Annotated in this window: 19 protein-coding genes; 5 read left to right on the top strand and 14 right to left on the bottom strand. The window is 69.3% G+C overall.

The features are described 5' to 3' along the window. Positions 1–7 precede the first annotated feature (7 nt). The gene (locus tag ACTWNK_RS31955) at positions 8–2,050 is read right to left on the bottom strand and encodes an APC family permease (RefSeq protein WP_474308630.1); all 2,043 of its coding nucleotides are present in this window, start codon (positions 2,048–2,050) and stop codon (positions 8–10) included. 100 nt (positions 2,051–2,150) lie between these two features. Here ACTWNK_RS31955 and ACTWNK_RS31960 point away from each other — a divergent pair, with 100 nt between their 5' ends. Next, positions 2,151–2,816 (top strand): potassium channel family protein, encoded by a 666-nt coding sequence (locus ACTWNK_RS31960; protein ID WP_474308631.1) that lies wholly within the window; start codon positions 2,151–2,153, stop codon positions 2,814–2,816. Then, the gene (locus tag ACTWNK_RS31965; protein WP_474308632.1) at positions 2,816–3,475 is read left to right on the top strand and encodes a potassium channel family protein; all 660 of its coding nucleotides are present in this window, start codon (positions 2,816–2,818) and stop codon (positions 3,473–3,475) included. Before ACTWNK_RS31960 ends, ACTWNK_RS31965 begins: the two co-directional genes overlap by 1 nt. Before the next feature lie 4 nt (positions 3,476–3,479). Here ACTWNK_RS31965 and ACTWNK_RS31970 read toward each other — a convergent pair whose 3' ends face one another. From ACTWNK_RS31970 to ACTWNK_RS32005, 8 genes are all read right to left on the bottom strand, one after another. Next, complete coding sequence (locus ACTWNK_RS31970) at positions 3,480–5,039, bottom strand: serine/threonine-protein kinase (RefSeq protein WP_474308633.1); 1,560 nt, start codon at positions 5,037–5,039, stop codon at positions 3,480–3,482. A 232-nt stretch (positions 5,040–5,271) separates the two neighbouring features. After that, a complete protein-coding gene (locus ACTWNK_RS31975) occupies positions 5,272–5,961 on the bottom strand; it encodes a DUF3159 domain-containing protein (RefSeq protein WP_474308634.1) in 690 nt (229 codons plus the stop codon). 13 nt (positions 5,962–5,974) lie between these two features. Next, complete coding sequence (locus ACTWNK_RS31980) at positions 5,975–6,364, bottom strand: OB-fold nucleic acid binding domain-containing protein (RefSeq protein ID WP_474308635.1); 390 nt, start codon at positions 6,362–6,364, stop codon at positions 5,975–5,977. Between the two features lie 802 nt (positions 6,365–7,166). Next, on the bottom strand, positions 7,167–7,850 hold the full coding sequence (locus tag ACTWNK_RS31985; RefSeq protein ID WP_474308636.1) for a DUF3710 domain-containing protein: 684 nt from the start codon (positions 7,848–7,850) through the stop codon (positions 7,167–7,169). A 4-nt stretch (positions 7,851–7,854) separates the two neighbouring features. Then, positions 7,855–8,295, bottom strand: coding sequence for a dUTP diphosphatase (gene dut, locus ACTWNK_RS31990; RefSeq protein WP_474308637.1), 441 nt, complete (start codon positions 8,293–8,295; stop codon positions 7,855–7,857). After that, positions 8,292–8,846 carry a PaaI family thioesterase gene (locus ACTWNK_RS31995; protein ID WP_474308638.1) on the bottom strand — a complete coding sequence of 185 codons (555 nt, stop codon included), beginning with the start codon at positions 8,844–8,846 and terminating at the stop codon, positions 8,292–8,294. Before ACTWNK_RS31995 ends, dut begins: the two co-directional genes overlap by 4 nt. An 11-nt stretch (positions 8,847–8,857) precedes the next feature. Continuing rightward, positions 8,858–9,982 carry an AI-2E family transporter gene (locus ACTWNK_RS32000; protein ID WP_474308639.1) on the bottom strand — a complete coding sequence of 375 codons (1,125 nt, stop codon included), beginning with the start codon at positions 9,980–9,982 and terminating at the stop codon, positions 8,858–8,860. 962 nt (positions 9,983–10,944) lie between these two features. Then, positions 10,945–11,595 (bottom strand): TetR/AcrR family transcriptional regulator, encoded by a 651-nt coding sequence (locus ACTWNK_RS32005; RefSeq protein ID WP_474308640.1) that lies wholly within the window; start codon positions 11,593–11,595, stop codon positions 10,945–10,947. 76 nt (positions 11,596–11,671) lie between these two features. Here ACTWNK_RS32005 and ACTWNK_RS32010 point away from each other — a divergent pair, with 76 nt between their 5' ends. Together ACTWNK_RS32010 and ACTWNK_RS32015 are read left to right on the top strand one after the other, a co-directional pair. Next, on the top strand, positions 11,672–12,058 hold the full coding sequence (locus ACTWNK_RS32010) for a DUF1761 domain-containing protein (RefSeq protein WP_474308641.1): 387 nt from the start codon (positions 11,672–11,674) through the stop codon (positions 12,056–12,058). A gap of 60 nt (positions 12,059–12,118) precedes the next feature. Continuing rightward, on the top strand, positions 12,119–12,412 hold the full coding sequence (locus tag ACTWNK_RS32015; RefSeq protein WP_474308642.1) for a DUF1905 domain-containing protein: 294 nt from the start codon (positions 12,119–12,121) through the stop codon (positions 12,410–12,412). A gap of 324 nt (positions 12,413–12,736) precedes the next feature. Here the strand turns inward: ACTWNK_RS32015 and valS are convergent, their stop codons facing one another. Beyond that, a complete protein-coding gene (gene valS, locus ACTWNK_RS32020) occupies positions 12,737–15,220 on the bottom strand; it encodes a valine--tRNA ligase (protein ID WP_474308643.1) in 2,484 nt (827 codons plus the stop codon). Between the two features lie 106 nt (positions 15,221–15,326). Between valS and ACTWNK_RS32025 the strand changes: the two genes are divergently transcribed. Beyond that, a complete protein-coding gene (locus ACTWNK_RS32025) occupies positions 15,327–15,617 on the top strand; it encodes a DUF4235 domain-containing protein (RefSeq protein WP_474308644.1) in 291 nt (96 codons plus the stop codon). 4 nt (positions 15,618–15,621) lie between these two features. Here ACTWNK_RS32025 and ACTWNK_RS32030 read toward each other — a convergent pair whose 3' ends face one another. From ACTWNK_RS32030 to ACTWNK_RS32045, 4 genes are all read right to left on the bottom strand, one after another. Then, positions 15,622–17,007, bottom strand: a complete 1,386-nt coding sequence (locus tag ACTWNK_RS32030) for an alpha,alpha-trehalose-phosphate synthase (UDP-forming) (protein ID WP_474308645.1) — start codon at positions 17,005–17,007, stop codon at positions 15,622–15,624. A 288-nt stretch (positions 17,008–17,295) separates the two neighbouring features. Then, positions 17,296–18,198, bottom strand: coding sequence for a hypothetical protein (locus tag ACTWNK_RS32035; protein WP_474308646.1), 903 nt, complete (start codon positions 18,196–18,198; stop codon positions 17,296–17,298). A gap of 26 nt (positions 18,199–18,224) precedes the next feature. Beyond that, positions 18,225–18,524 carry a DUF4193 domain-containing protein gene (locus ACTWNK_RS32040; RefSeq protein WP_474308647.1) on the bottom strand — a complete coding sequence of 100 codons (300 nt, stop codon included), beginning with the start codon at positions 18,522–18,524 and terminating at the stop codon, positions 18,225–18,227. A 275-nt stretch (positions 18,525–18,799) separates the two neighbouring features. Then, positions 18,800–20,071, bottom strand: coding sequence for a sensor histidine kinase (locus ACTWNK_RS32045; protein ID WP_474311033.1), 1,272 nt, complete (start codon positions 20,069–20,071; stop codon positions 18,800–18,802). Positions 20,072–20,096 lie beyond the last annotated feature (25 nt).

Below are 20,096 nucleotides of genomic sequence, written 5' to 3' on the forward strand. Positions count from 1 at the left end.
CACAAGGTTACGCCTTGCCCTCTTCGCCCGAGCCCCGCTCGCGGCGGGGACGGCGCACGGCGCCGGGCGCGTAGGGCTCGGGACGGCCGCTGAGCCGGTCGGCCGAGTGCAGCTGCCAGGGCACACTGGTGACCATCACGCCGGGCTTGAACAGCAGCCGCCCCTTCAGCCGCAACGCACTCTGGTTGTGCAGCAGATGCTCCCACCAGTGCCCGACGACGTACTCGGGAATGAACACGGTGACCACGTCACGCGGCGAGCGCCGCCGCAACTGCTTGACGTAGTCGAGCACCGGCCTGGTGATCTCCCGGTACGGCGAGTCCAGCATCTTCAGCGGCACCGGGATGCCCCTGCGCTCCCATTCCTCACGCAGCGCCCTGGCGTCCTCGCCCTCGACGCCCACCGTGATCGCCTCCAGGGTGGAGGGCCTGGTCGCACGCGCGTAGGCGATGGCACGCAGCGTCGGCTTGTGGATCTTCGACACCAGCACGATCGCATGGTTGCGCGCGGGCAGCATCTGCTCGTCGACCACCGCGTCCTCGGGTACGGCGAGCTCGGCCGCGACATTGTCGTAGTGCTTGCGGATGCCCTTCATCATGAGGAAGAGCACCGGCATCGCGATGCACACGATCCACGCGCCGACCAGGAACTTGGTGAACAGCACGACGACCAGCACGACACCGGTCATGATGCCGCCGAAGCCGTTGATCATCCGTGAGCGCTGCATCTGCAGGCGCAGCTTGGGATCGGTCTCGGTCCGCAGCAGCCTGGTCCAGTGCCTGACCATGCCGGTCTGGCTGAGGGTGAACGACACGAAGACGCCGACGATGTAGAGGTTCAGCAACCGGCTCACATCGGCCTGGAACCCCCACAGCAGCAGACACGCCCCGGCCGCCAGGATCACGATGCCGTTGGAGAAGGCCAGCCGGTCGCCCCTGGTGTGCAGCTGACGCGGAAGGTACCTGTCCTGGGCGAGGATCGAGCCGAGCACGGGAAAGCCGTTGAACGCGGTGTTGGCCGCGAGGAACAGGATGAGCGCGGTCACCGCCGAGATGATCACGAACAGCAGCGAGCCGCCGCCGAACACCGCGTCGGCGACCTGCGAGATGATCGGCTGCTGGTAGTACCCGGGCCCGGCGGGCTGCCCGTCGATGAGCACGTCGCGATAGACGAACTGCGGCTCGACCACCTTGACGCCCGAGGCCCTGCCGATCGCCACGATGCCGACGAACATCGTCACCGCGACCAGGCCCATCATGAGCAGGGTCGTCGCCGCGTTCTTGCTCTTGGGTTTACGGAAGGCCGGAACGCCGTTGCTGATCGCCTCGACACCGGTCAGCGCCGCACAGCCCGAGGAGAAGGCGCGCAGGACCAGGAACGCCGCCGCGAACGCCGTCATGTTCGAGTGCTCGGCGACGATCTCGTAGGAGGCGGTGGGCGCGGTGAGCGTGTCGCCCAGCACCAGCAGCCGGAAGCCGCCCCAGCCCACCATCGCCAGCACCGCGATCATGAAGGCGTAGGTCGGGATCGCGAACGCCGCGCCGGACTCGCGGATGCCGCGCAGGTTCACCACCGTCAGCAGCACCACGATGACGATCGCCACCAGCGGCTTGTGCTGGGCGACATAGGGAATCGTGGCTCCGACGTAGTCGACGCCGTTGGCCACTGACACCGCGACCGTCAGCACGTAGTCGACCATGAGCGCGCTGGCCACCGTCAGGCCCGCGTTCTTGCCCAGGTTCACGGTGGCGACCTCGTAGTCGCCGCCGCCGCTCGGATAGGCGTGCACGTTCTGCCGGTAGGAGGCCACCACGGTGAGCATCACCACGACGACCGCGAGCGCCACCCAGGGGGTGTAGGAATAGAAGGAGACACCGGCGATGGACAGGATCGCCAGAATCTCCTGGGGTGCATAGGCCACCGACGACAGCGCGTCACTCGCGAAGACGGGCAACGCGATCCGCTTGGGCAGCAGTTGCTCGTGCAGCTGCCCGCTGCGCAAAGCCCGCCCGACGAGGACGCGTTTCAGCGCGTCGGATATTTTCGGCACGTCACAGGATGCTATTCCTCAAGGCCCCGCGTTGCCGACGCGGCACTCCATAAGCGGTCCATACTGGTGATGCCAGGCCCAACGCGAGCGGCGAGGGAAAATGCACATCGTAATCATGGGATGCGGACGGGTCGGGTCGACCCTCGCCCACATCCTTGAGGACGGCGGCCATTCGGTCGCCATCATCGACAGGGACCCGCAGGCCTTCCGCCGCCTGCGCGCAGGCTTCCGCGGTCGCCGGGTGACCGGTGTCGGCTTCGACCGTGACGTCCTGCAGGAGGCCGGCATCGAGGCGGCGGGCGCCTATGTCGCGGTCAGCTCGGGCGACAACTCCAACATCATCTCGGCCAGAGTGGCACGCGAGACGTTCGGCGTCGACAATGTCGTGGCCCGCATCTACGACTCCCGCCGCGCCGAGGTGTACCAGCGCCTCGGCATCCCCACCGTGGCCACCGTACGGTGGACGGCCGACCAGATCCTGCGCAGGCTGCTGCCCGAGGGCGCCGAGCCGCTGTGGCGCGACCCGACGGGCACGGTCGTGCTGGCCGAGGTCTCCAGCAACCCCGGATGGATCGGCACCCAGGTCCGCGTCCTGGAGGAGGCCGTCGGCGCCCGCGTCGCGTTCGTCAACAGGATGGGCGAGGCGCTGGTCGTCAAGAAGGACACCGTGGTGCAGGAGGGCGACGTCCTGCACGTCATCGCCGACGAGAACGACATGGACCGGATCAACAAGGTGCTCGCCGCAGCGCCGGAACAGGACCACTGATGCGCGTCGCCATCGCCGGCGCCGGCGCGGTCGGGCGTTCGATCGCCGCCGAGCTCCTGGAGAACGGCCACGAGGTCCTGCTCATCGACATCGACCCCAAGGCCATCAAGATCGACAGTGTGCCGAGCGCCGAATGGCTGCTCGCCGACGCCTGCGAGATCTCCTCCCTCGACGAGGCCGGTCTCGGCAACTGCCACGTCGTCGTCGCCTCCACCGGTGACGACAAGGTCAACCTGGTCGTCTCGCTCCTGGCCAAGACCGAGTACGGCGTGCCGCGCGTGGTGGCCAGGATCAACCACCCGAACAACGAGTGGCTGTTCAACGAGTCGTGGGGCGTGGACGTCGCCGTCTCGACGCCTCGCCTGCTCTCGGCCCTGGTCGAGGAGGCGGTGAGCGTCGGCGATCTGGTGCGGCTGATGACGTTCCGCCAGGGCCAGGCCAACCTGGTGGAGCTGACGCTGCCCGAGGACGCCCCCGTCGTCGGCACGCGCATCGGCTCGGTCGCCTGGCCGCAGGACACCGCCCTGGTGGCGATCCTGCGCGAGGGACGGGTGCTGGTGCCCACGCCCGACGACCCGCTGGAGGCCGGGGACGAGCTCATGTTCGTCGCCAGCCAGGAGGTCGAGGACGAGCTGGCCCAGCTGCTGGCGCCGCACTGAGACCTCAGGAGCGGCGGCGCACCGACAGCCAGGCCGTCCAGGCGGCATAGGCGAGCCAGCTGCCCGCCGCCGCCTCCGCCATGCCCCCGGCGTACATCGGCAGCAGTCCGAGCCTGCCTCCCAGCTCGGCGTCCAGCCAGATCACCGCCGTGAACGCGAATCCCAGGCTGGCGCCGAGCGCGGCGAGCGCGGCCGGCCACGAACGGGTCCACGTTCCGGCCGCCGCCGTCAGTGTCCACGCCGCCATCGCCGCGCACGGCAACGGCCGCGACTGGCCCAGCACCGTCCAGGCGCCCAGCGCGAGCAACGGCACCAGCCGCATCGCCACCGCCGCGACCCTGCGCTCGGGCAGCACCCACCCCGGCGCGGTCACCCCGATCACCGCGGCACATCCCAGCAGGAACGGCAGCAGCACCTCGGCCGCCAGCGGTATCTCCTGCACCCCGAGCCTGCGCTGGACGACTCCCAGGACGAGCGCCAGCGCCGCCAGGACCACACCTCCGGCCGCCAGCTCCCTCAGCACCCACCCGATCCGCCGCATCACACTCCTGTTCGCCGCCTGTGGCTCGACGAACAGCACATCCTCGGGGGCGGTCGCGGGCAACACCTCCTGCGCGACCGGGTCCGGAACATCTTCCGCCTCCACCGCGGCGGGGAGCCGGCGAGGTTCGCCCGTCTGCACCTGGACGAGGGCCGCCAGCGCCGGTGACCCCTTGCGCTCCCTGCCCGCCTCCGGCTGTGGCTCGCCGTACGAGGCCGCGCGCAGGGACGCCGTCGCCTCGTCGTGGGTCAGCCGATCGGCCGGGTGGCGGCGCATCAGCCCCTCGATCACCGGGCGCAGCCGATCGGCCCTGACCATCGCCGCGGGCTCCCCGGTCAGGATCGCGCCGAGCACGGCGATGGAACTCTGTCTGTCGTACGGCGGTGCGCCCTCGACGGCGGCATACAGCGTGGCGCCGAGCGCCCACAGGTCGGAGGCCGGGCTGGCCGGTGTGCCCTCCAGCCGTTCGGGCGCCAGATACGCGGGCGAGCCCATGAGCATGCCCGAGGCGGTGAGCGTGACGGAGTCGGCCAGCCGGGCGATCCCGAAGTCGGTCAGCACGACTCCGCCGTCGGGCAGCAGCATGACGTTCGCCGGTTTGACGTCGCGATGGAGCACGCCCTGCTCGTGTGCCACGCGTAACGCGTCGACCAGCCTGACGCCGATCTCCACGACGAGGCGTTCGGGCAGGGGTCCCTCGCGGTCGAGCATCTCGCCCAGCGATCTGGCGTTCAGCAGCTCCATGACGATCCACGGGGAGCCGTCCTCGGTCACGACGTCGTGGACGGTGATCACCGAGGGGTGTCGCAGCCTCGCCGTCGCCCGGGCCTCACGCAGCACCCGCTCGGCGGCCACCCTGCGGTCCTCGTCCGACACCCATCGGGGCAGCAGGACCTGTTTGAGGGCCACCGCCCTGTCCAGCATCTCGTCGTGAGCCCGCCAGACGACGCCCATGCCGCCTCGTCCCAGCTCCTCCACCAGGAGGTAGCGACCGCCGACCACCCGCCGTTCAGCTCCGAGCACCCCGACAACCTACCTCCCGTCCGGTCGGTCCACGCGGGTCACTTCCGGCGCCTGCCGGGCGTGGTACCGGTCGGTCGCGGTGCCGTGGGAGGCGCCGGGCGGGCGACGTGACGTGCCCGCGCCGTAGTCCGGCTGGAGGAGCGTGCTTGGACGGGCGTCAGCCACGCTGCCACAGGGGGCGTGGGGCGGCGTGAGCCGTACTGGATCCTGGGTCTTGCCGGATGCTCCCGCGTCAGGTGCGGGGCTCGGGTGCGGGCTCGGTGAGGGCGGTGATGGGTGTGCGGCCCCGGCCCAGGAGCCAGGCCATGGTGGCGAGGGCGGCGACCTGGAGCGGCCAGCCCATGATGATCTTGGCGAAGCCCAGGGCGGCCACGCCCTCGTCGCCCTCCAGCAGGTAGATGGGCAGCTGAACCGCCACCCGCACCACGCACGGGACCATGAGCAGCAGCGTGAGCCGCTGGCACAGCTTGACGATGCCCGGGTCGCGGCGCCAGCCGGTCGGGTCGCCGGTCACCGAGCCGATGAGGAACCCGACCACCGGCCACCGCGCGACGACCGAGACCAGCATCGCCCCGGCATAGGCCGCGTTGTACAGGATGCCGGGCAGGAACACGTCCTTCGCCTCACCGGTGCGTGAGGCGAAGAAAGCGCCGATGCCGATGCCGATGAGGCTGTTGACGACGAACTGCACGGTCGACTTCTGCAGCAGCCGCACGACCAGCAGGACGACCGCGAACGAGATGCTGATGATGAGCGAGAGCTTGAGCTGCTCGGTGAGCACCCAGGACAGGGTGAAGGCGATGGTCGGGATCGCCGCCTCGATGATGCCCCTGACTCCGCCGAGCGCCTTGGACAGCTGCGCACGGACGGCGGCCTCCACGGTGTCGTGTGCCGCACTGTCCTGCTGCTGCGTCTCGCTCACAGATATCTCCCTGTCAGGCGCCGGGGCGCAGTTCGTAGCGCGGGTTGAACATCACCTTGCGGCCGTCCTGCACGCTGACCAGGCCCTCGGCCTTGACGATACGGCCCGGCTCGATCCCGGCGATCTTGCGACGGCCGAGCCAGACCAGGTCGATGACGTCGGAGCCGTCGTAGAGCTCGGCTTCGAGGGAGGGGGCGCCGCCGCGCGGGCGAAGGGTCACGGTGCGTAGCGTACCCGCCACACAGAAGCGGCGCCTGCCGCCACACGAGACGATCGGGGTCGCCCCTTGCCGGTCGACGTCCTCCCGGAGCTCCTCGGCTTCGAGCTCGGCCTGGCTCGACGCGAGCCGCCGGAAGAAGCCGCGGAGGCCGCCCTGTTTGTGGGGTTCTGCTGACTCAGTCATGATGGATTTCAGCTTAGGTGATGGTTCGTGTCGGTGGATCTGGCGTCCGGGCGACCCGGGATCCCCCTCGGGAGAGAGTATGACTCCCCCAGGAGAACGACCCAACACCGCAGGGACGCCCCACCTTCCCCCAAGACCACCTCCCCAAGCAAGAAATACGCCCCCATACCCAAACACACCCAAATAACGGACGAAGGCGTACGTGATGGGCGTGGGGCTCTTGGGGCTCTTGGGGGCTTTCGTGTTAGTGCTTCAGTCCGTCGTACGGCGCTTCATTCCATTGGCAGGTGCTTTTGGCCGACTGGCAGGTGCTTCGGGCCGATTGGCGGGCAGGTCAGTTCGCTGACAGGCGCTTCGGGCCAGCTGGCAGGCACATCGAGCCTGCTGGTAGGCACTTCAAGCCAGTAAGCAGGCGCTTCAGTCTGTTGACAGGCGCTCCAGCCCGTTGGCGGCGCTTCAGCCTGTCGCCTGTCGCCTGTCGCCTGTCGCCTGTCGCCTGTCGCCTGTCGCCTGTCGCCTGTCGCCTGTCGCCTGTCGCCTGGGCAAGGCTGACCCGGCCAGCCCATCCCGGGCAAGCCCCCTCACCCAATCCCCGCGCCAAACCCCCCGCCCCAGCAGCGGACTTCACCGCCCCAAAGCCGCCCAAAGCGGCCCAACCTCACCACCCGGACTCACCAAGGGAACGGCAAAGCCGCCACCAGACCCCTCCCTCAACGAACCCCGCCCCAACACCCAGGACAAGGCCCGCCAAAACACAACAATCACCCACCAGCCCGACCCGACCCCGCCCCCCGATCCCGGCCTACCGGATCTCGCTGATCTCCGGCCCCCGCTGGAACGGGTCGAGCCCACCGGCCGCCTCCCCAGCGCCGTCCCCGGCCGCCTCGCCTTCGTTCGGCGGGCTCAGCAGGATCGGCTCCTCGGGCGCCATGGGCTCCTCCCCTCTCACCACCACGACGTCCCGCACGATGGCCTCGAACCGCTCGGCCACCTTCGCGTCCGTCGCCGCGGCGCCGCTGATGACGGCGCGCAGGAACCAGCGAGGCCCGTCGACGCCGATGTAGCGCACCTCCTGCATGCTGCCGTCCTCACCGGGCACCTGCCCGGCCAGCTCCACGCCGAAGGCGCCTTCGCGCTCCTCGATCGAACCCTTGGCCTCCTTCACCCCGGAGGCCAGCTTGGAGCGCACCTCGTCCCACAGCCCGGCCCGCTTGGGCGCGGCGAAGGCGTGCAGTTGCAGCGCGCTCTCGTCGCCCATGACGACCAGGCCGATCATGTGCTCGCCCGATACGGCGATCTTCATCTCCAGCCCCTCGTCGAAGGGCAGGCGCAGACCGCCGAGATCGACCCGGTCCGACTGCGGGTGCGGTTCGTCGGCGTCGTAGGGACCCGACTCGCGCATCTCCTGGGGCTCTGGTGCCGCCGCCGCGACAGGCTCGGTGCTGTCCTGCCGTGCGCGACGCTTGCGTCCGAACACGTTCCTCACGCTCCTAGCGTCCTGTGGAGCCGAAGCCGCCGGCGCCGCGCGCCGTGCCGGGCAGTCGTTCCACCTCGTAGAAGGACGCGCGCTCCACCCGCTGGATGACAAGCTGGGCGATGCGGTCTCCGCGACGAAGCGTCACGGCGTCCTTGGTGTCGGTGTTGATGAGCGTCACCCTGATCTCGCCCCGGTACCCGGCGTCGACCGTGCCGGGCGCGTTGACGAGGGTGACGCCGTGCTTGGTGGCCAGGCCGGACCGGGGATGGACGAACGCGGCATAGCCGTCGGGCAGTGCGATCGCGACCCCGGTGCCGACGAGGGCACGCTGGCCGGGCAGCAGTTCGACGTCCTCGGCCGCGTGCAGGTCGGCCCCCGCGTCACCCGGATGGGCGTAGGCGGGCATCGGCAGGTCGGCGTCGAGCCGGTGGATCAGTACCTCTACTGACGTCACGGGTTCACCTCGTAGTCGTGGAGCTCGGCGAGTATGGTCTCGGCGTCGCCGTGCTTGGCGAAGTGTTCCATGCCGACCTCGATGAACAACGCCGCCGCGCGGACGGCGACGGGCCCGTCGTCGGAGCCGATGCGCCCCTCGGCTTCAAGGTACGCCTTCCTGCCCTTGACCCCGTTGCACCAGGCACGCAGGTGCAGGGTGGAGCCCACGGGAACGGGCAGCAGATAGTCGGTCTCCAGCCTGCCCGTGACGTAGGGCTTGTGGAACAGCCAGATCGACATGCCGATGACCTCGTCCATCGCGGCCGCCAGCACACCGCCGTGCGCCAGGCCCGGAGCCCCCTGGTGCGCCTCCCCCACGGTGAACCTCGCATCGACGCTGATCCCGTCGGGCGTCACCGCCTTCAGGTGCAGCCCGGTCGGATGGTCGTCGCCGCAGCCGAAGCAGCGGCTGTAGTGCGGACCGAGCGGGCTGCCGGGAGCGGGTGCGTTGTCGTGCGCCTTCGGCGGATCGGCGTCAGGCGGTGGAGTGGTCACGGTGGAACGGGTCACGGACGTCGACATTACCCCTTGGGCTGGGCTGATTCGTCGTCGGCGACAGGCGGCGCGGGCGGATCGCCCGGCGGTAAGGCCCGAGGCTCGTGCCGCAACTCCGGCAAAGCCCTGTAGATCACCGCCGCGACGGGTACGGCGACGGCCGCCCCCGCGATCCCGGCCAGGATGCCGCCGACGGCCAGCACCAGGATGATCGCCAGCGGATGGAAGTTGAGCGCCCGCCCGACGATGAGCGGCTGCAGCACGTGGTTCTCCAGCTGCTGCTCGATGATCAGGATGAGCAGGAAGATGAGCGCCTTGGCCCACCCCTGCGACCCGAGTGTGACGAGCGTGGCCACCGCACCGGCGAAGAAGATGCCGACGATCGGGATGAAGCTGGCCAGGAAGATCAGCACGGCCAGCGGCGCCCACAGCGGCACGCCGAGCCCGAGCAGCACGATGCCCATGATCACGCCGTGCACCGCGGCGACCGCGACCGTGCCCTGCACGTAGTGCGACAGCGTGGTCCACGCGGCACGGCCCGCCCGGTCGACCCTGGGCGACATGCCGCCGAACGCCTTGAGGAACCACGACCAGATCCGGTCGCCGTCCTTGAGCAGGAAGAAGGTCACGAACAGCAGCAGCACGATCGAGGCGAGCACCTCGATGGCCACCTGCCCGGCCGTCAGCACGGTATTGGTGATCGCCGCCTGCTGCAGCTTGACCTCGGCGATCAGCTTGTCGGCATAGTCGGTGATCTGGGTTTCCTTCAGGTGCAGCGGCCCGGTGACCAGCCAGTCGCGCACCTGCTGGACCGTCTTCTGCACCTGCTCGATCAGATGCGGGAACTCGTCGCCCGCCTTGGCCCCGACCAGCCAGCCGGTGCCGACCATCGCCGCGAGCGCGACCAGCATCGTCAGCCAGGTCGCGTAGATGGGCCGCAGCCCGACCGTGCGCAGGAACTTCGTCAGCGGGAACAGCAGCGCGGTCAGCAGCAGCGCGATCGCCACCGGCAGTGCGACGAAGCTGAGCCTGGCGATGATCTGGAACGACAGGTAGTAGACCACGACGCCGATGAGGATCAGGCACGCGCTCCACGCGGCCATCTTGGCCACGAGCGGCGGCACCAGCGACTTCGCACGATCGGGGATCACACGTCAAGACTGGCACGTCCGGCCCCTGAACGCGCGCGGATATCGGCGTGACAAGCCTCGCAGTCGAAGATCGGGCCTGGGCAAGCGCCCGAACCCGTGTCACCGTTCGGACAAGTGCCACACTTTCGGACAAGTGCCACGGGAGGCCACATGTTCGTAGCGAAGCCGGCCCGGTTCCTCGTGTCCCTCCCCTGAGAAGGTGTGCCACAGGGGATGCCTCGTCGTCGATCAAGCAATGCTTGTGCGCTGTTGTGATCGGCGCGCCAGTCGATGCAGATCCGCCTGGCCTGTCGTTGCGGCCTTCGCCGCAGGAGTGGCTTCGTTTGACGCCGACGGATGTCGTCGATCGTCTGCCGGTAGCCGACCCAGCTGTGGAGATGGACGGCGCCGTTGCCTCGGTCGTAGATGGAGCTGATCCGGTCCTGCAGCCAGTACGGCAGCGGGTGGTGGCAGCCGCCGCTGGGAACGACCCGGCGGGGGTCGTTGCCGCCGGCTTCGCTGTGATGGCACGACGTGTTCGCGTCACACAGCCAGGCGGCGGAAGCGTGAGCTTGCGAGGTGGCGACCGGGGGAAGCGGCAGCGCCGAACGGACATGAGGCGAGTGATGTGATCTTGCAACGGCCTTTCATGTGCACCTCCTACCGTCGTGGACCTGATGCACCGCCACGGGCCTGGCAGGCGCCACGGCGACAGAGGCCATGACCGGCCACACCTGTGGCCTTCCTTCGCGGGCGGTCCTCATCCCCCGCATCACCCGCCGGGGATCTGGTCCAGCCGTCGTCCGGGGACGCCGCCCGGGTCGTCGAACGCACCGTCTCCAGCCTGGCCGGCTGCCGCCGCCACGAACGCCGAGCCGATCACTTCAGGTCCTTCGCCGCGGCTTTCATCTGCTGTCGCCGAATTCTCAGATGGGACGACGTCTCGGTCAGACTCGTGAACTCGCAGGACACGACGGTCCGGCTCACTGTGAGTCCGGCAGGCCGTAGCGACCGAGGAACGTCGTGACGGCTTCCTCTCGCTGGTGCGCGAGCTCGTCCTCGTCCGGCGGTTCGGATTGCGCCGCGAGCGTGAGGCGGTTGAGCGGGTCCCCGATGACCAGCCAGGTGAACTGTCGCGCGGCCACGAGGGCGTCCCCGGCCTTGATCAGGCCCCGCGCCGCCACAGCGGCCAGCGCGTCGGCGAGCAGCTGCGTGTTGCGGGTCCAGCTGCGCGCGACGTAGTCGGCGGCGACGTCCGGGAAACGCGCCGACTCCGTGGCGACGAGTGACCGCATCCGCAGCACCGGCTCGCTCAGCACCCCTGCGTGCAGGACGTGCGCGAGCCGCAACAGTCCGGCCTGGATGTCGGCGGATCGCGTCAGCGCCTCGGTGTGCGGGCGCATGGCGTCGTAGCCGCGGTCGACCCAGTCGCGGACCACCGCCGCGTACAACCGTTCCTTCGAAGGGTACTCGCGATAGAGCGTCTGCTTGGAGATCCGGGCACGGGCGGCCACCTGATCCATCGTCGCGCCGGGATATCCATGAGCGAGGAACACCTCACGGGCGATCGCCAGCAGGTCCGCGCCGCCACTGCCTCCCGGGCGCCCGCGTGGTCGCTGCCGTGCCTCTGCCACCGTCCGACCTCCTTAGTACTTGACAGTACTATAACCCAAAAATATAGTACGCATCAGTACTGAAAGGAGTGCCGACATGCTCGCTCTGGCCATCGCCCTCGCCGCCGTCGCGGCCTTCGCCGTCAGTTCCCTCTACTACGCCCTGGCCACGCCGTTCGAGCGACGCCGGTTGGGTGCCGCCGCGCTCGACCGGGGACGGCCGGCGCCGTGGAAGGCGGCCGCGGAGTTGCTGCGGACCGCGCTCCTCGCCGGTGTGTTCGCCTGGATCGCCACACAGGCCAACCTGTTGAGCTGGCCCTCGACGATGCTGCTGGCCTTCATCGCGTGGCTGGGCTTCCCGCTCATCCTGCTCACCGGCTCGGTGCTGTGGGAGCGCGTACCGGTGGTGACCGCCATCCTGCACGCCGGAGACTGGCTCCTGAAACTGCTGCTCATCGGGGCCGTCCTCGGCGTCCTGCACTGACAAGTCCTGCACTGACAAGTCCTGCACTGGCAACACGACGACACCCGGAAGGACCCCATCATGAACACCGACCCGACGAGGCCCGGCCCCCTCGACCACGAGTTCACCGCGCCGCTGGTGCAGAGCCCGGCCAAAGGCGGATGGACCTATGTCGTCATGGCGGACTCGGCCGGTTTCTTCGGCACTCGCGGTCTTGTCAAGGTGACCGGCACGGTCGACGGCCATCCGTTCACCAGCTCTTTCATGGCCCTCGGCGACGGCACCCACAAACTCCCCATCGCCGCCCCGTTGCGCCGTGCGATCGGCAAGACCGCCGGAGAGGCCGTGACCGTGCGACTCGTCGAACGCCTCTAGCCCCGGGCCCACGCCAGACGACGACGCGACGCTGTGCGCGGCCGAGACATCGCGCTGTTGGAGACCTTCTGCCGATCCTGCGGGAGCGGGCGCAGGAGAGCGAGGACGGGCGCAGGGTTCCCAGCGCCTCGGCCTCGGTGGCGGCGACAAAGTTCGCCGCCACCCGCTGGCGGCCCTCGCCTGGGGGCAGCCCGCTGCCGGAGGGGGCGCCAAGCTGCCGCGTTCATCGTGGGGTGGCGGGGAGGTGGTGGCCGCCTGCGCTGCCGACATCACCCCTTTGCTCGAACGGCTGACCTCGCCCCAACCGTCGCACGCCTCGGACCGTCAGGCCAGCGTCACCGTGACCGTGAGCTCCTCGCCCTGCTCCAGGACGAACTCATCGACATTGCCCGACCCGCACAGGTCGTCGGCCGCCTGGCGCACCAGGGTGAGGTCGGGCGTGGTGACCGCGAGCTGGGCGATCTCGGCCCGCATCGAGACCTGGGCCTCCGACTTGGCCTTGCGCACCAGCCGCAGCACACGCGAGACCACGGCCAGCAACGACGGGTCGCCTTCGCCCGGCTCGGGCTGCGGCCAGGTGCTGCGGTGGATCGAGCCCTCGCGCCACCACGACCACACCTCTTCGGTGACGAACGGCACGAACGGCGCGAACAACCGCAGCAGCACGTCGAGCGCCCGGCGCAACGCCACCCGCGCCGATTCCGCCTCGGGCCCTTCCTCGTAGGCCCTGGCCTTGACCAGCTCCAGGTAGTCGTCGCAGAACTCCCAGAAGAAGCGCTCGCTCACCTCAAGGGCCCGCGTGTAGTCGTAGGCCTCGAAGGCGTCGGTGGCCTCGCGGACCGTCTGGGCCAGCCCGGCAAGCATCGACAGGTCGACGGGCTCGGTGACCCGCTCGCCGCCGGAGACGGCGGGGAAGGAGAGCACGAACTTCGACGCGTTGAGGATCTTGATGGCCAGCCTGCGGCCGATCTTGAGCTGTCCCGCGTCGAAGGCGGTGTCGACGCCGAGCCTGCCGCTGGCCGCCCAGTAGCGCACCGCGTCGGAGCCGTGCTGCTCCAGCAGGTCCATCGGCGTGACGACATTGCCCTTGGACTTCGACATCTTCTTGCGGTCGGGGTCGAGGATCCAGCCGGAGATCGCCACGTCGCGCCACGGCACGCCGCCGAACTCGGCGTCGGCCCTGACCACGGTGGCGAACAGCCAGGTGCGGATGATCTCGTGCGACTGCGGGCGCAGGTCCATCGGGTAGACCCGGCCGAACAGGTCGTCGTCGGAGCCCCAGCCGCCCGCGATCTGCGGCGTCATCGACGAGGTCGCCCAGGTGTCCATGACGTCGGGGTCACCGGCGAACCCGCCGGGCACGCCGCGCTGGTCCTCGCTGTAGCCGGGAGGCGCCTGCGAGGACGGGTCGACCGGCAGCGTGTCCTCCGACGGCACGATCGGCTCGTCGTGCAGCGGCTGCCCCTGGGCGTCGAGCCGATACCACACCGGGATGGCGACGCCGAAGAAGCGCTGACGCGAGATCAGCCAGTCACCGGCCAGGCCCTCCACCCAGTTGTCGTAGCGCACGCGCATGTGCGGCGGATGCCAGCGCAGCTCGGCCCCCCTGGCCAGCAGCCGCCGCCTGAGCTCGGCGTCACGACCGCCGTTGCGGATGTACCACTGCCGGGTGGTGACGATCTCCAGAGGCCTGTCGCCGCGCTCGTAGAACTTCACCGTGCGCGAGACCGGCCTCGGCTCGCCCTCCAGGTCGCCCGACTCGCGCAGCAACTCCACGATCCGCTCACGCGCCGAGTGCACGGTCTTTCCGGCGATCTCCTTGTACGGCTCGGCCTCGACGCTCTCGGGGGGCTCGGGCAGCAGCCTGCCGTCCCAGCCGATGACCGGTCTGGTCGGCAGGTCGAGCTCGCGCCACCAGATCACGTCGGTGACGTCGCCGAACGTGCAGATCATCGCGATGCCGGTGCCCTTGTCCGGCTCGGCCAGCCGGTGGGCGAGCACGGGCACCTCGACGCCGAACAGCGGGCTGAGCACGCTCTGCCCGATGAGGTCGCGGTATCGCTCGTCGTCGGGGTGCGCCACCAGCGCCACGCAGGCGGGCAGCAGCTCCGGCCTGGTCGTCTCGATCCAGACCGGCCCCCTGGGCCCGTAGAAGGACACCTTGTGGAAGGCGCCAGGCCACTCCCGGTCCTCCAGCTCGGCCTGGGCGACCGCCGTGCGGTAGGAGACGTCCCAGAGCGTGGGCGCCTCGGAGAGGTAGGCCTCTCCCCTGGCCAGGTTGCGCAGGAAGGCGCGCTGCGACACGGCCCTGGCCCGGTCGCTGATCGTCGTGTAGAGCAGCGACCAGTCGACCGACAGCCCGACCCGGCGCCAGACCTCCTCGAAGGCCTGCTCGTCGATCTCGGTCAGCCGGTGGCAGAGCTCGACGAAGTTGCGCCGCGAGACCGAGATCTCGCGCTTGCCCGGCTTGTCGGGAGGAGTGAAGTGCGGGTCGTAGGGAAGGGAGGGATCACAGCGAACGCCGTAGACGTTCTGCACCCGCCGTTCGGTGGGCAGGCCGTTGTCGTCCCAGCCCAGAGGGTAGAAGACCGACTTGCCGGTCATGCGCTTGTAGCGAGCGATGACGTCGGTGTGGGTGAAGGAGAAGACATGGCCGACATGCAGCGACCCGGACACCGTCGGCGGCGGCGTGTCGATCGAGTAGACCTGCTCGCGCGTGGCCGAACGGTCGAACCGGTAGGTGTCCTCGGCTTCCCAGCGGGCTACCCATACCGACTCCAGGCCGTCGAGAGTGGGCTTCTCGGGCATGGGCGCATGGCGCGGTCGCGTATGAGTCATGCCGCCTTATGGTACGGCTTCAGCGGCCCCAATACCGAAAGAGACTAGGGTTCGTCCCATGGGAAGGAACGCAGACATGGCTGATGAGAAGCCGGACCTCGCCTGGCGCGTGATCGGCGGCCTCGTGGGGATCGGCACCGCGTGGGCGGCCAAGAAGGTGCTCGGCTTCGCCTGGGTCAAGGCGACGGGCAAGGAACCGCCCGTCGACCCCGACTCCGCCGAGGTCAGCATGGCCGAGGCGATCGGCTATGCCGTGGTGATGGGCGTGGGCATGCAGGTCGCCCAGATCGTCATCAACCGCACCGCCAAGAAGCGCTACGACGCCTGGCGGGCGGTCAAGTCGACCGCCCGCGAGCTGAAGAGCTAGGGGTTCACGCCTCCAGCGCGGCGAGGAACTCACTCGCCCAGCGGTCCACGTCGTAGGTGGCCACCCGGCGGCGCATCGCGCGCATCCGCCTGGCCAGCTCGTGCGGCGTGGCCCGCATCGCCGTCAGCATCGTGCGTTTGAGCCCCTCCACGTCGTAGGGGTTGACCAGATAGGACTGGCGCAGCTCGTCCGCGGCTCCCGCGAACTCGCTGAGCACGAGCGCCCCGCGCATGTCGTGGTGGCAGGAGACGTACTCCTTGGCGACCAGGTTCATCCCGTCGCGCAGCGGCGTCACCACCATCACGTCGGCCGCGAGGTAGAGCGCGGCCAGCTCCTCGCGGTCGTAGGACTGGTGGAAGTACTGGATCGGCTGGTGCCCCATCTGGGCGTGCTCGCCGTTGGTCCTGCCGACCTGCAGCTCGATGTCGTCGCGCAGCCTGCGGTACTCCTCCACGCGCTCCCTGCTGGGCGTGGCGACCTGGATGAACACCGCCTCGCCGGGCGCGACCGCCTTCTCGTCGAGCAGTTCACCGAACGCCTCCAGGCGCTGGCCGATGCCCTTGGTGTAGTCGAGACGGTCGACGCCGAGCAGCACGTGCTCGGGATCGCCGAGCTCGGCCCTGATCTCCTTGGCCCTGGCCACGATCCGGTGCTCGCGTACCAGCTGGTCGAGCTCGCTGAAGTCCACCGAGATCGGGAAGGACTGCGCGGTCACCACCCGGTCGTCGACATAGACCTCGTTGCCCTTGTACTGCAGGCCGAGCAGGCGGCGGCAGAGCCTGACGAAGTTGGAGGCGCCGCCGGGCCGCTGGAAACCGACCAGGTCGGCCCCGAGCAGCCCTTCGACCAGCTCCCTGCGCCACGGCAGCCGCCAGAACAGCTCGACGGGCGGGAAGGGGATGTGCAGGAAGAAGCCGATGCGCAGGTCGGGCCTGAGCTTGCGCAGCATGGCGGGCACGAGCTGGAGCTGGTAGTCCTGCACCCACACCACGGCGCCCTCGTCGGCGACCTCGGCCGCGGCCGTGGCGAAACGCTCGTTGACCTCGCGGTAGCACTCCCACATCTCGCGTTCGAAGATCGGCGGGGCGACCACGTCGTGGTAGAGCGGCCAGAGGGTGGCGTTGGAGAAACCCTCGTAGTACAGCTCGATCTCGCGGTCCGACAGCGGCACCGGGATCAGGTGCATGCCGTCCTGGTCGAAGGGGTCGAGTAGCTCGTCGGGAGCGCCGTGCCAGCCCAGCCACGCGCCGTCGCGCCTTTGCATGACGGGCGCGATGGCCGTGACCAGCCCGCCTGGGCTCCTGCGCCACGCGGCCGACCCGTCGGGCAGGATCGTCCTGTCCACGGGAAGGCGGTTCGCCACGATCAGAAACGAACTGCGGGCAGTCACCCGGGTCCTCCTAGGGTCGGAAAGTGCTCGCGCCGCGACGGTTCCAACACGAAGAAGGGCGGCAAAGTGACTTTCCCCCCAATTCGGGCATACAAACACGAACCGCTTGACAGGTGATCCACCACACCAGTGATGTGGCTCTCGACAACCCCTCAGCGGGCGCGAAGAACTCTCTGGGTGGACGCCGGTCCCGGCGCCCCCGCCCCTATGCCCGGCCTTGTCGGCCTCATGCCCCCGTTGCGCCCCCCGGCACACCCCCGACCCGGCACGCCCCTCGGCGCCCGCGTCCTATCCCCCGGACTCCAGCTCCCCCTTGGTCCCGCGTTCGACCTGCCCCTTCGCCGCCCGGTCGAGCGACGGGTAGCCGCGCTTGGCCTCCAGATCCTTGCGTACGGCCGCGGCCAGCTTCCTGGTCGCCGCCCGGTTGAGCGCACCACCCGCGACCGCTCCGGTGAGGAAGGGGCCGAGTGTGGTCAGGTGGCGGCCGAGAGTACGCATCAGGCGGTTGCGCAGGGCCGTCTTGGTGGCGGCGCCCAGCGCCAGGGTGACCGATGCGGGCGCCAGCGGGTCGATGCCCCGCTGCTTGGACCACGCCACGGCGAAGGCCGCGGCGCGCTGCGTGCCCGTGCCCTGGACGTGCACGCCGTACGCCTCGTGCAGTTCGGCCAGGAGTTTGACCTCGATGGCCGCCACCACGATCGTCTCGGCGACGAGCTGGGCCGGGGCGGAGAGCAGCAGAGGGGGTGCGGCGAACTCCGCCGCGGCGAGCGCTCCGCCGATGGCGCCGACGGTCATCGTGGCCTTGGCCGCGGTGCGCACCAGGTCGTCGGCCAGGGCCTCGCCCGTCAGTCCGTGATGGTGCTCCGACAACGTCGCCAGGTCGCGGATCGGGATCCGGGGGGCGATGTTCATGAAGACGTCGGCGAGCCAGCGGCCCCGTCCGACACCGGAAGCTCCGGCCTTCCTCGCCCCGCTCGTCAGGGCCTTGGCGAGGCGGCCGAGCAGCCTGCGCCGCTCGGCCCCGTCCAACTCACCCGGCTCGGTGAGCCGGCCGACGAGGTCGCCGACCTCGTCGTGCTCCGGCCCGGCCTGATGCGTGGACGTGTCCGGCGCTCGGCTGTCCTCCGGCAGGGAGGTGGGTGACGACTCGGGTGTGGTGGAGCCGTCACGCTCCTCTTTCTGTGATGACACGATGCGGAGCCTCCTCAGGGGTTCCGTCAGGCTGCGCACTCCCGGCAGACCTGCTGCCCGTTCCTCTCGGAGGCCAGCTGGCTGCGGTGGTGCACGAGGAAGCACCGCGAACACGTGAACTCATCCGCCTGACGCGGAATCACGCGAAGCGACAGCTCCTCGTTCGACAAGTCGGCGCCGGGCAGCTCGAGCGACTCGGCGAGATCGGTCTCGTCGATGTCGATGCTGCCCGATGACTTGTCGGTGCGCCGCGCCTGAAGTTCCTGAAGGCTGTCCTCGTTCAGGTCGTCATCGGTCTTGCGCGGGCTGTCGTAATCGGTAGCCATGGTGCTTACTCCATCCCCCTCATCTATATGTCGTCGCGCGAACTCGCGCGGGTCTAACGTCCGAGAGGCCCATCTTGTGCCCGTATCCGTCTGGGAGATTTACCATCTGTGCCCCGCCGGGACGGCCAATGAACCTCCCTACACGTGAGGGGCGTGGCGCGGACAGCCCTGGTTAGCCAAATATGGCGAAAACCACAGCATCAGCGACATGCATCACCGTGTTCGACGGCACATCCAACCACATGTACGGCGTCAACGAGACTCCCCCCGCCGGATCAGCGCCCGGCAAGTCGAATGGTCACGACAAGTCCACCGCCTTCGCGGGGAACCGCGGTCACATTCCCTCCGTGTGCCTGCACGACCGCTCGCACGATCGACAACCCCAGACCCGCTCCCTTGGCCGAGTCCACACGATCCGCGTGCAGCCTCCGGAACGGCTCGAACAGGCTGTTCACTTCGTACGCCGGCACATGTTGGCCTGTGTTGGCCACCTGAACAACCAGAGCGCCCTCCACCATTCCCGTCCGCACCCAGACTTTTCCGTTGGCGGGCACGTTGTACTTGATCGCGTTCTCGATGAGGTTGCCGATACTGCGCTCCAGCAGCACCGGGTCGCCCACCGTCGAGGCGCTCGCCAGCTCCGTGCTGACCGTGACGCCCGCCTCGTCGGCGACCGGCGCGAGCTGCTCGACCGCCGTCCTGGCGACGTCCCTGACATCGACCGGCTTGCGTACGGCCAGCTCCCGCTCGCTCCTGGCCAGCAGCAACAGGCCCTCGATCAGCTTCTCGTTGCGCGCGTTGACCTCGAGGAGGGTACGGCCGAGCGCCTTGAGGTCGGCCGACGCCTCGGGGTCGGACAGGGCGATCTCCAGCACGGTCCTGTTGATGGTCAGCGGCGTGCGCAGCTCGTGCGAGGCGTTGGCCACGAATCTTCGCTGGGTGTCGAAGGCCACATTGAGCCGGGTGAGCATGGCGTCGAAGGTGTCGGCCAGCTCCTTCAGCTCGTCGGTGGGGCCCTGGAGGTCGATGCGCTGGTGGGCGAGCGTGCTCTCCGACAGCTTGCGTGCCGTCGCCGTCATCTGCTGCACCGGCCGCAGCGCCCTGTCGGCGACGAAGTAGCCCAGGATGACGGCCAGGATGCCGACGCCGATGAGCGCCATGGCCGAGCGGCTGAGGAACTCCTGACGCACCCCGGCGATCGCACTGTCCAGGTAACCCTGGTACATCTCCTTGACCTCGTCGATGTAGGCCTGCGGCATGCCGGAGGGGATCAGCAGCTTGTCCGGCCAGCTCGACATCACGATGCCACCGATCATGGTGTTCATCACGAACAGCAACATCGCACCGGCCACGAAGAACAGCGCGCCGTACGTGGCCGTCAGCCGCCATCGGATGCTCAGCTTGCCCGGCAGTTCGCGCAGTCGCTCCAGCGCGCCGAGCTGCTGGGCGGCGGAGGCGGGAGGCGGCGGGCCGTCCCAGGCCGGAGGGCCGGTGGGCGGAGGCGGCTGGGCCTTCAACGCCTGGCGCTGGGAGTGCGGGCTGATCATGGGGTGCGTCGGCGTCCCCGGCTGT

It is taken from the genome of Nonomuraea sp. IBHARD001 (genome assembly GCF_056106265.1).

Excerpts from the sequence above, each read along its gene's own strand:
- ACTWNK_RS31965 (WP_474308632.1), top strand. The coding sequence starts at position 2,816 with ATGCGCGTCGCCATCGCCGGCGCCGGCGCGGTCGGGCGTTCGATCGCC.
- ACTWNK_RS32040 (WP_474308647.1), bottom strand. The coding sequence starts at position 18,524 with ATGGCTACCGATTACGACAGCCCGCGCAAGACCGATGACGACCTGAAC.
- valS (WP_474308643.1), bottom strand. The coding sequence starts at position 15,220 with ATGCCCGAGAAGCCCACTCTCGACGGCCTGGAGTCGGTATGGGTAGCC.
- ACTWNK_RS31960 (WP_474308631.1), top strand. The coding sequence starts at position 2,151 with ATGCACATCGTAATCATGGGATGCGGACGGGTCGGGTCGACCCTCGCC.
- ACTWNK_RS32025 (WP_474308644.1), top strand. The coding sequence starts at position 15,327 with ATGGCTGATGAGAAGCCGGACCTCGCCTGGCGCGTGATCGGCGGCCTC.
- ACTWNK_RS32010 (WP_474308641.1), top strand. The coding sequence starts at position 11,672 with ATGCTCGCTCTGGCCATCGCCCTCGCCGCCGTCGCGGCCTTCGCCGTC.
- ACTWNK_RS31980 (WP_474308635.1), bottom strand. The coding sequence starts at position 6,364 with ATGACTGAGTCAGCAGAACCCCACAAACAGGGCGGCCTCCGCGGCTTC.
- ACTWNK_RS32015 (WP_474308642.1), top strand. The coding sequence starts at position 12,119 with ATGAACACCGACCCGACGAGGCCCGGCCCCCTCGACCACGAGTTCACC.
- ACTWNK_RS32045 (WP_474311033.1), bottom strand. The coding sequence starts at position 20,071 with ATGATCAGCCCGCACTCCCAGCGCCAGGCGTTGAAGGCCCAGCCGCCT.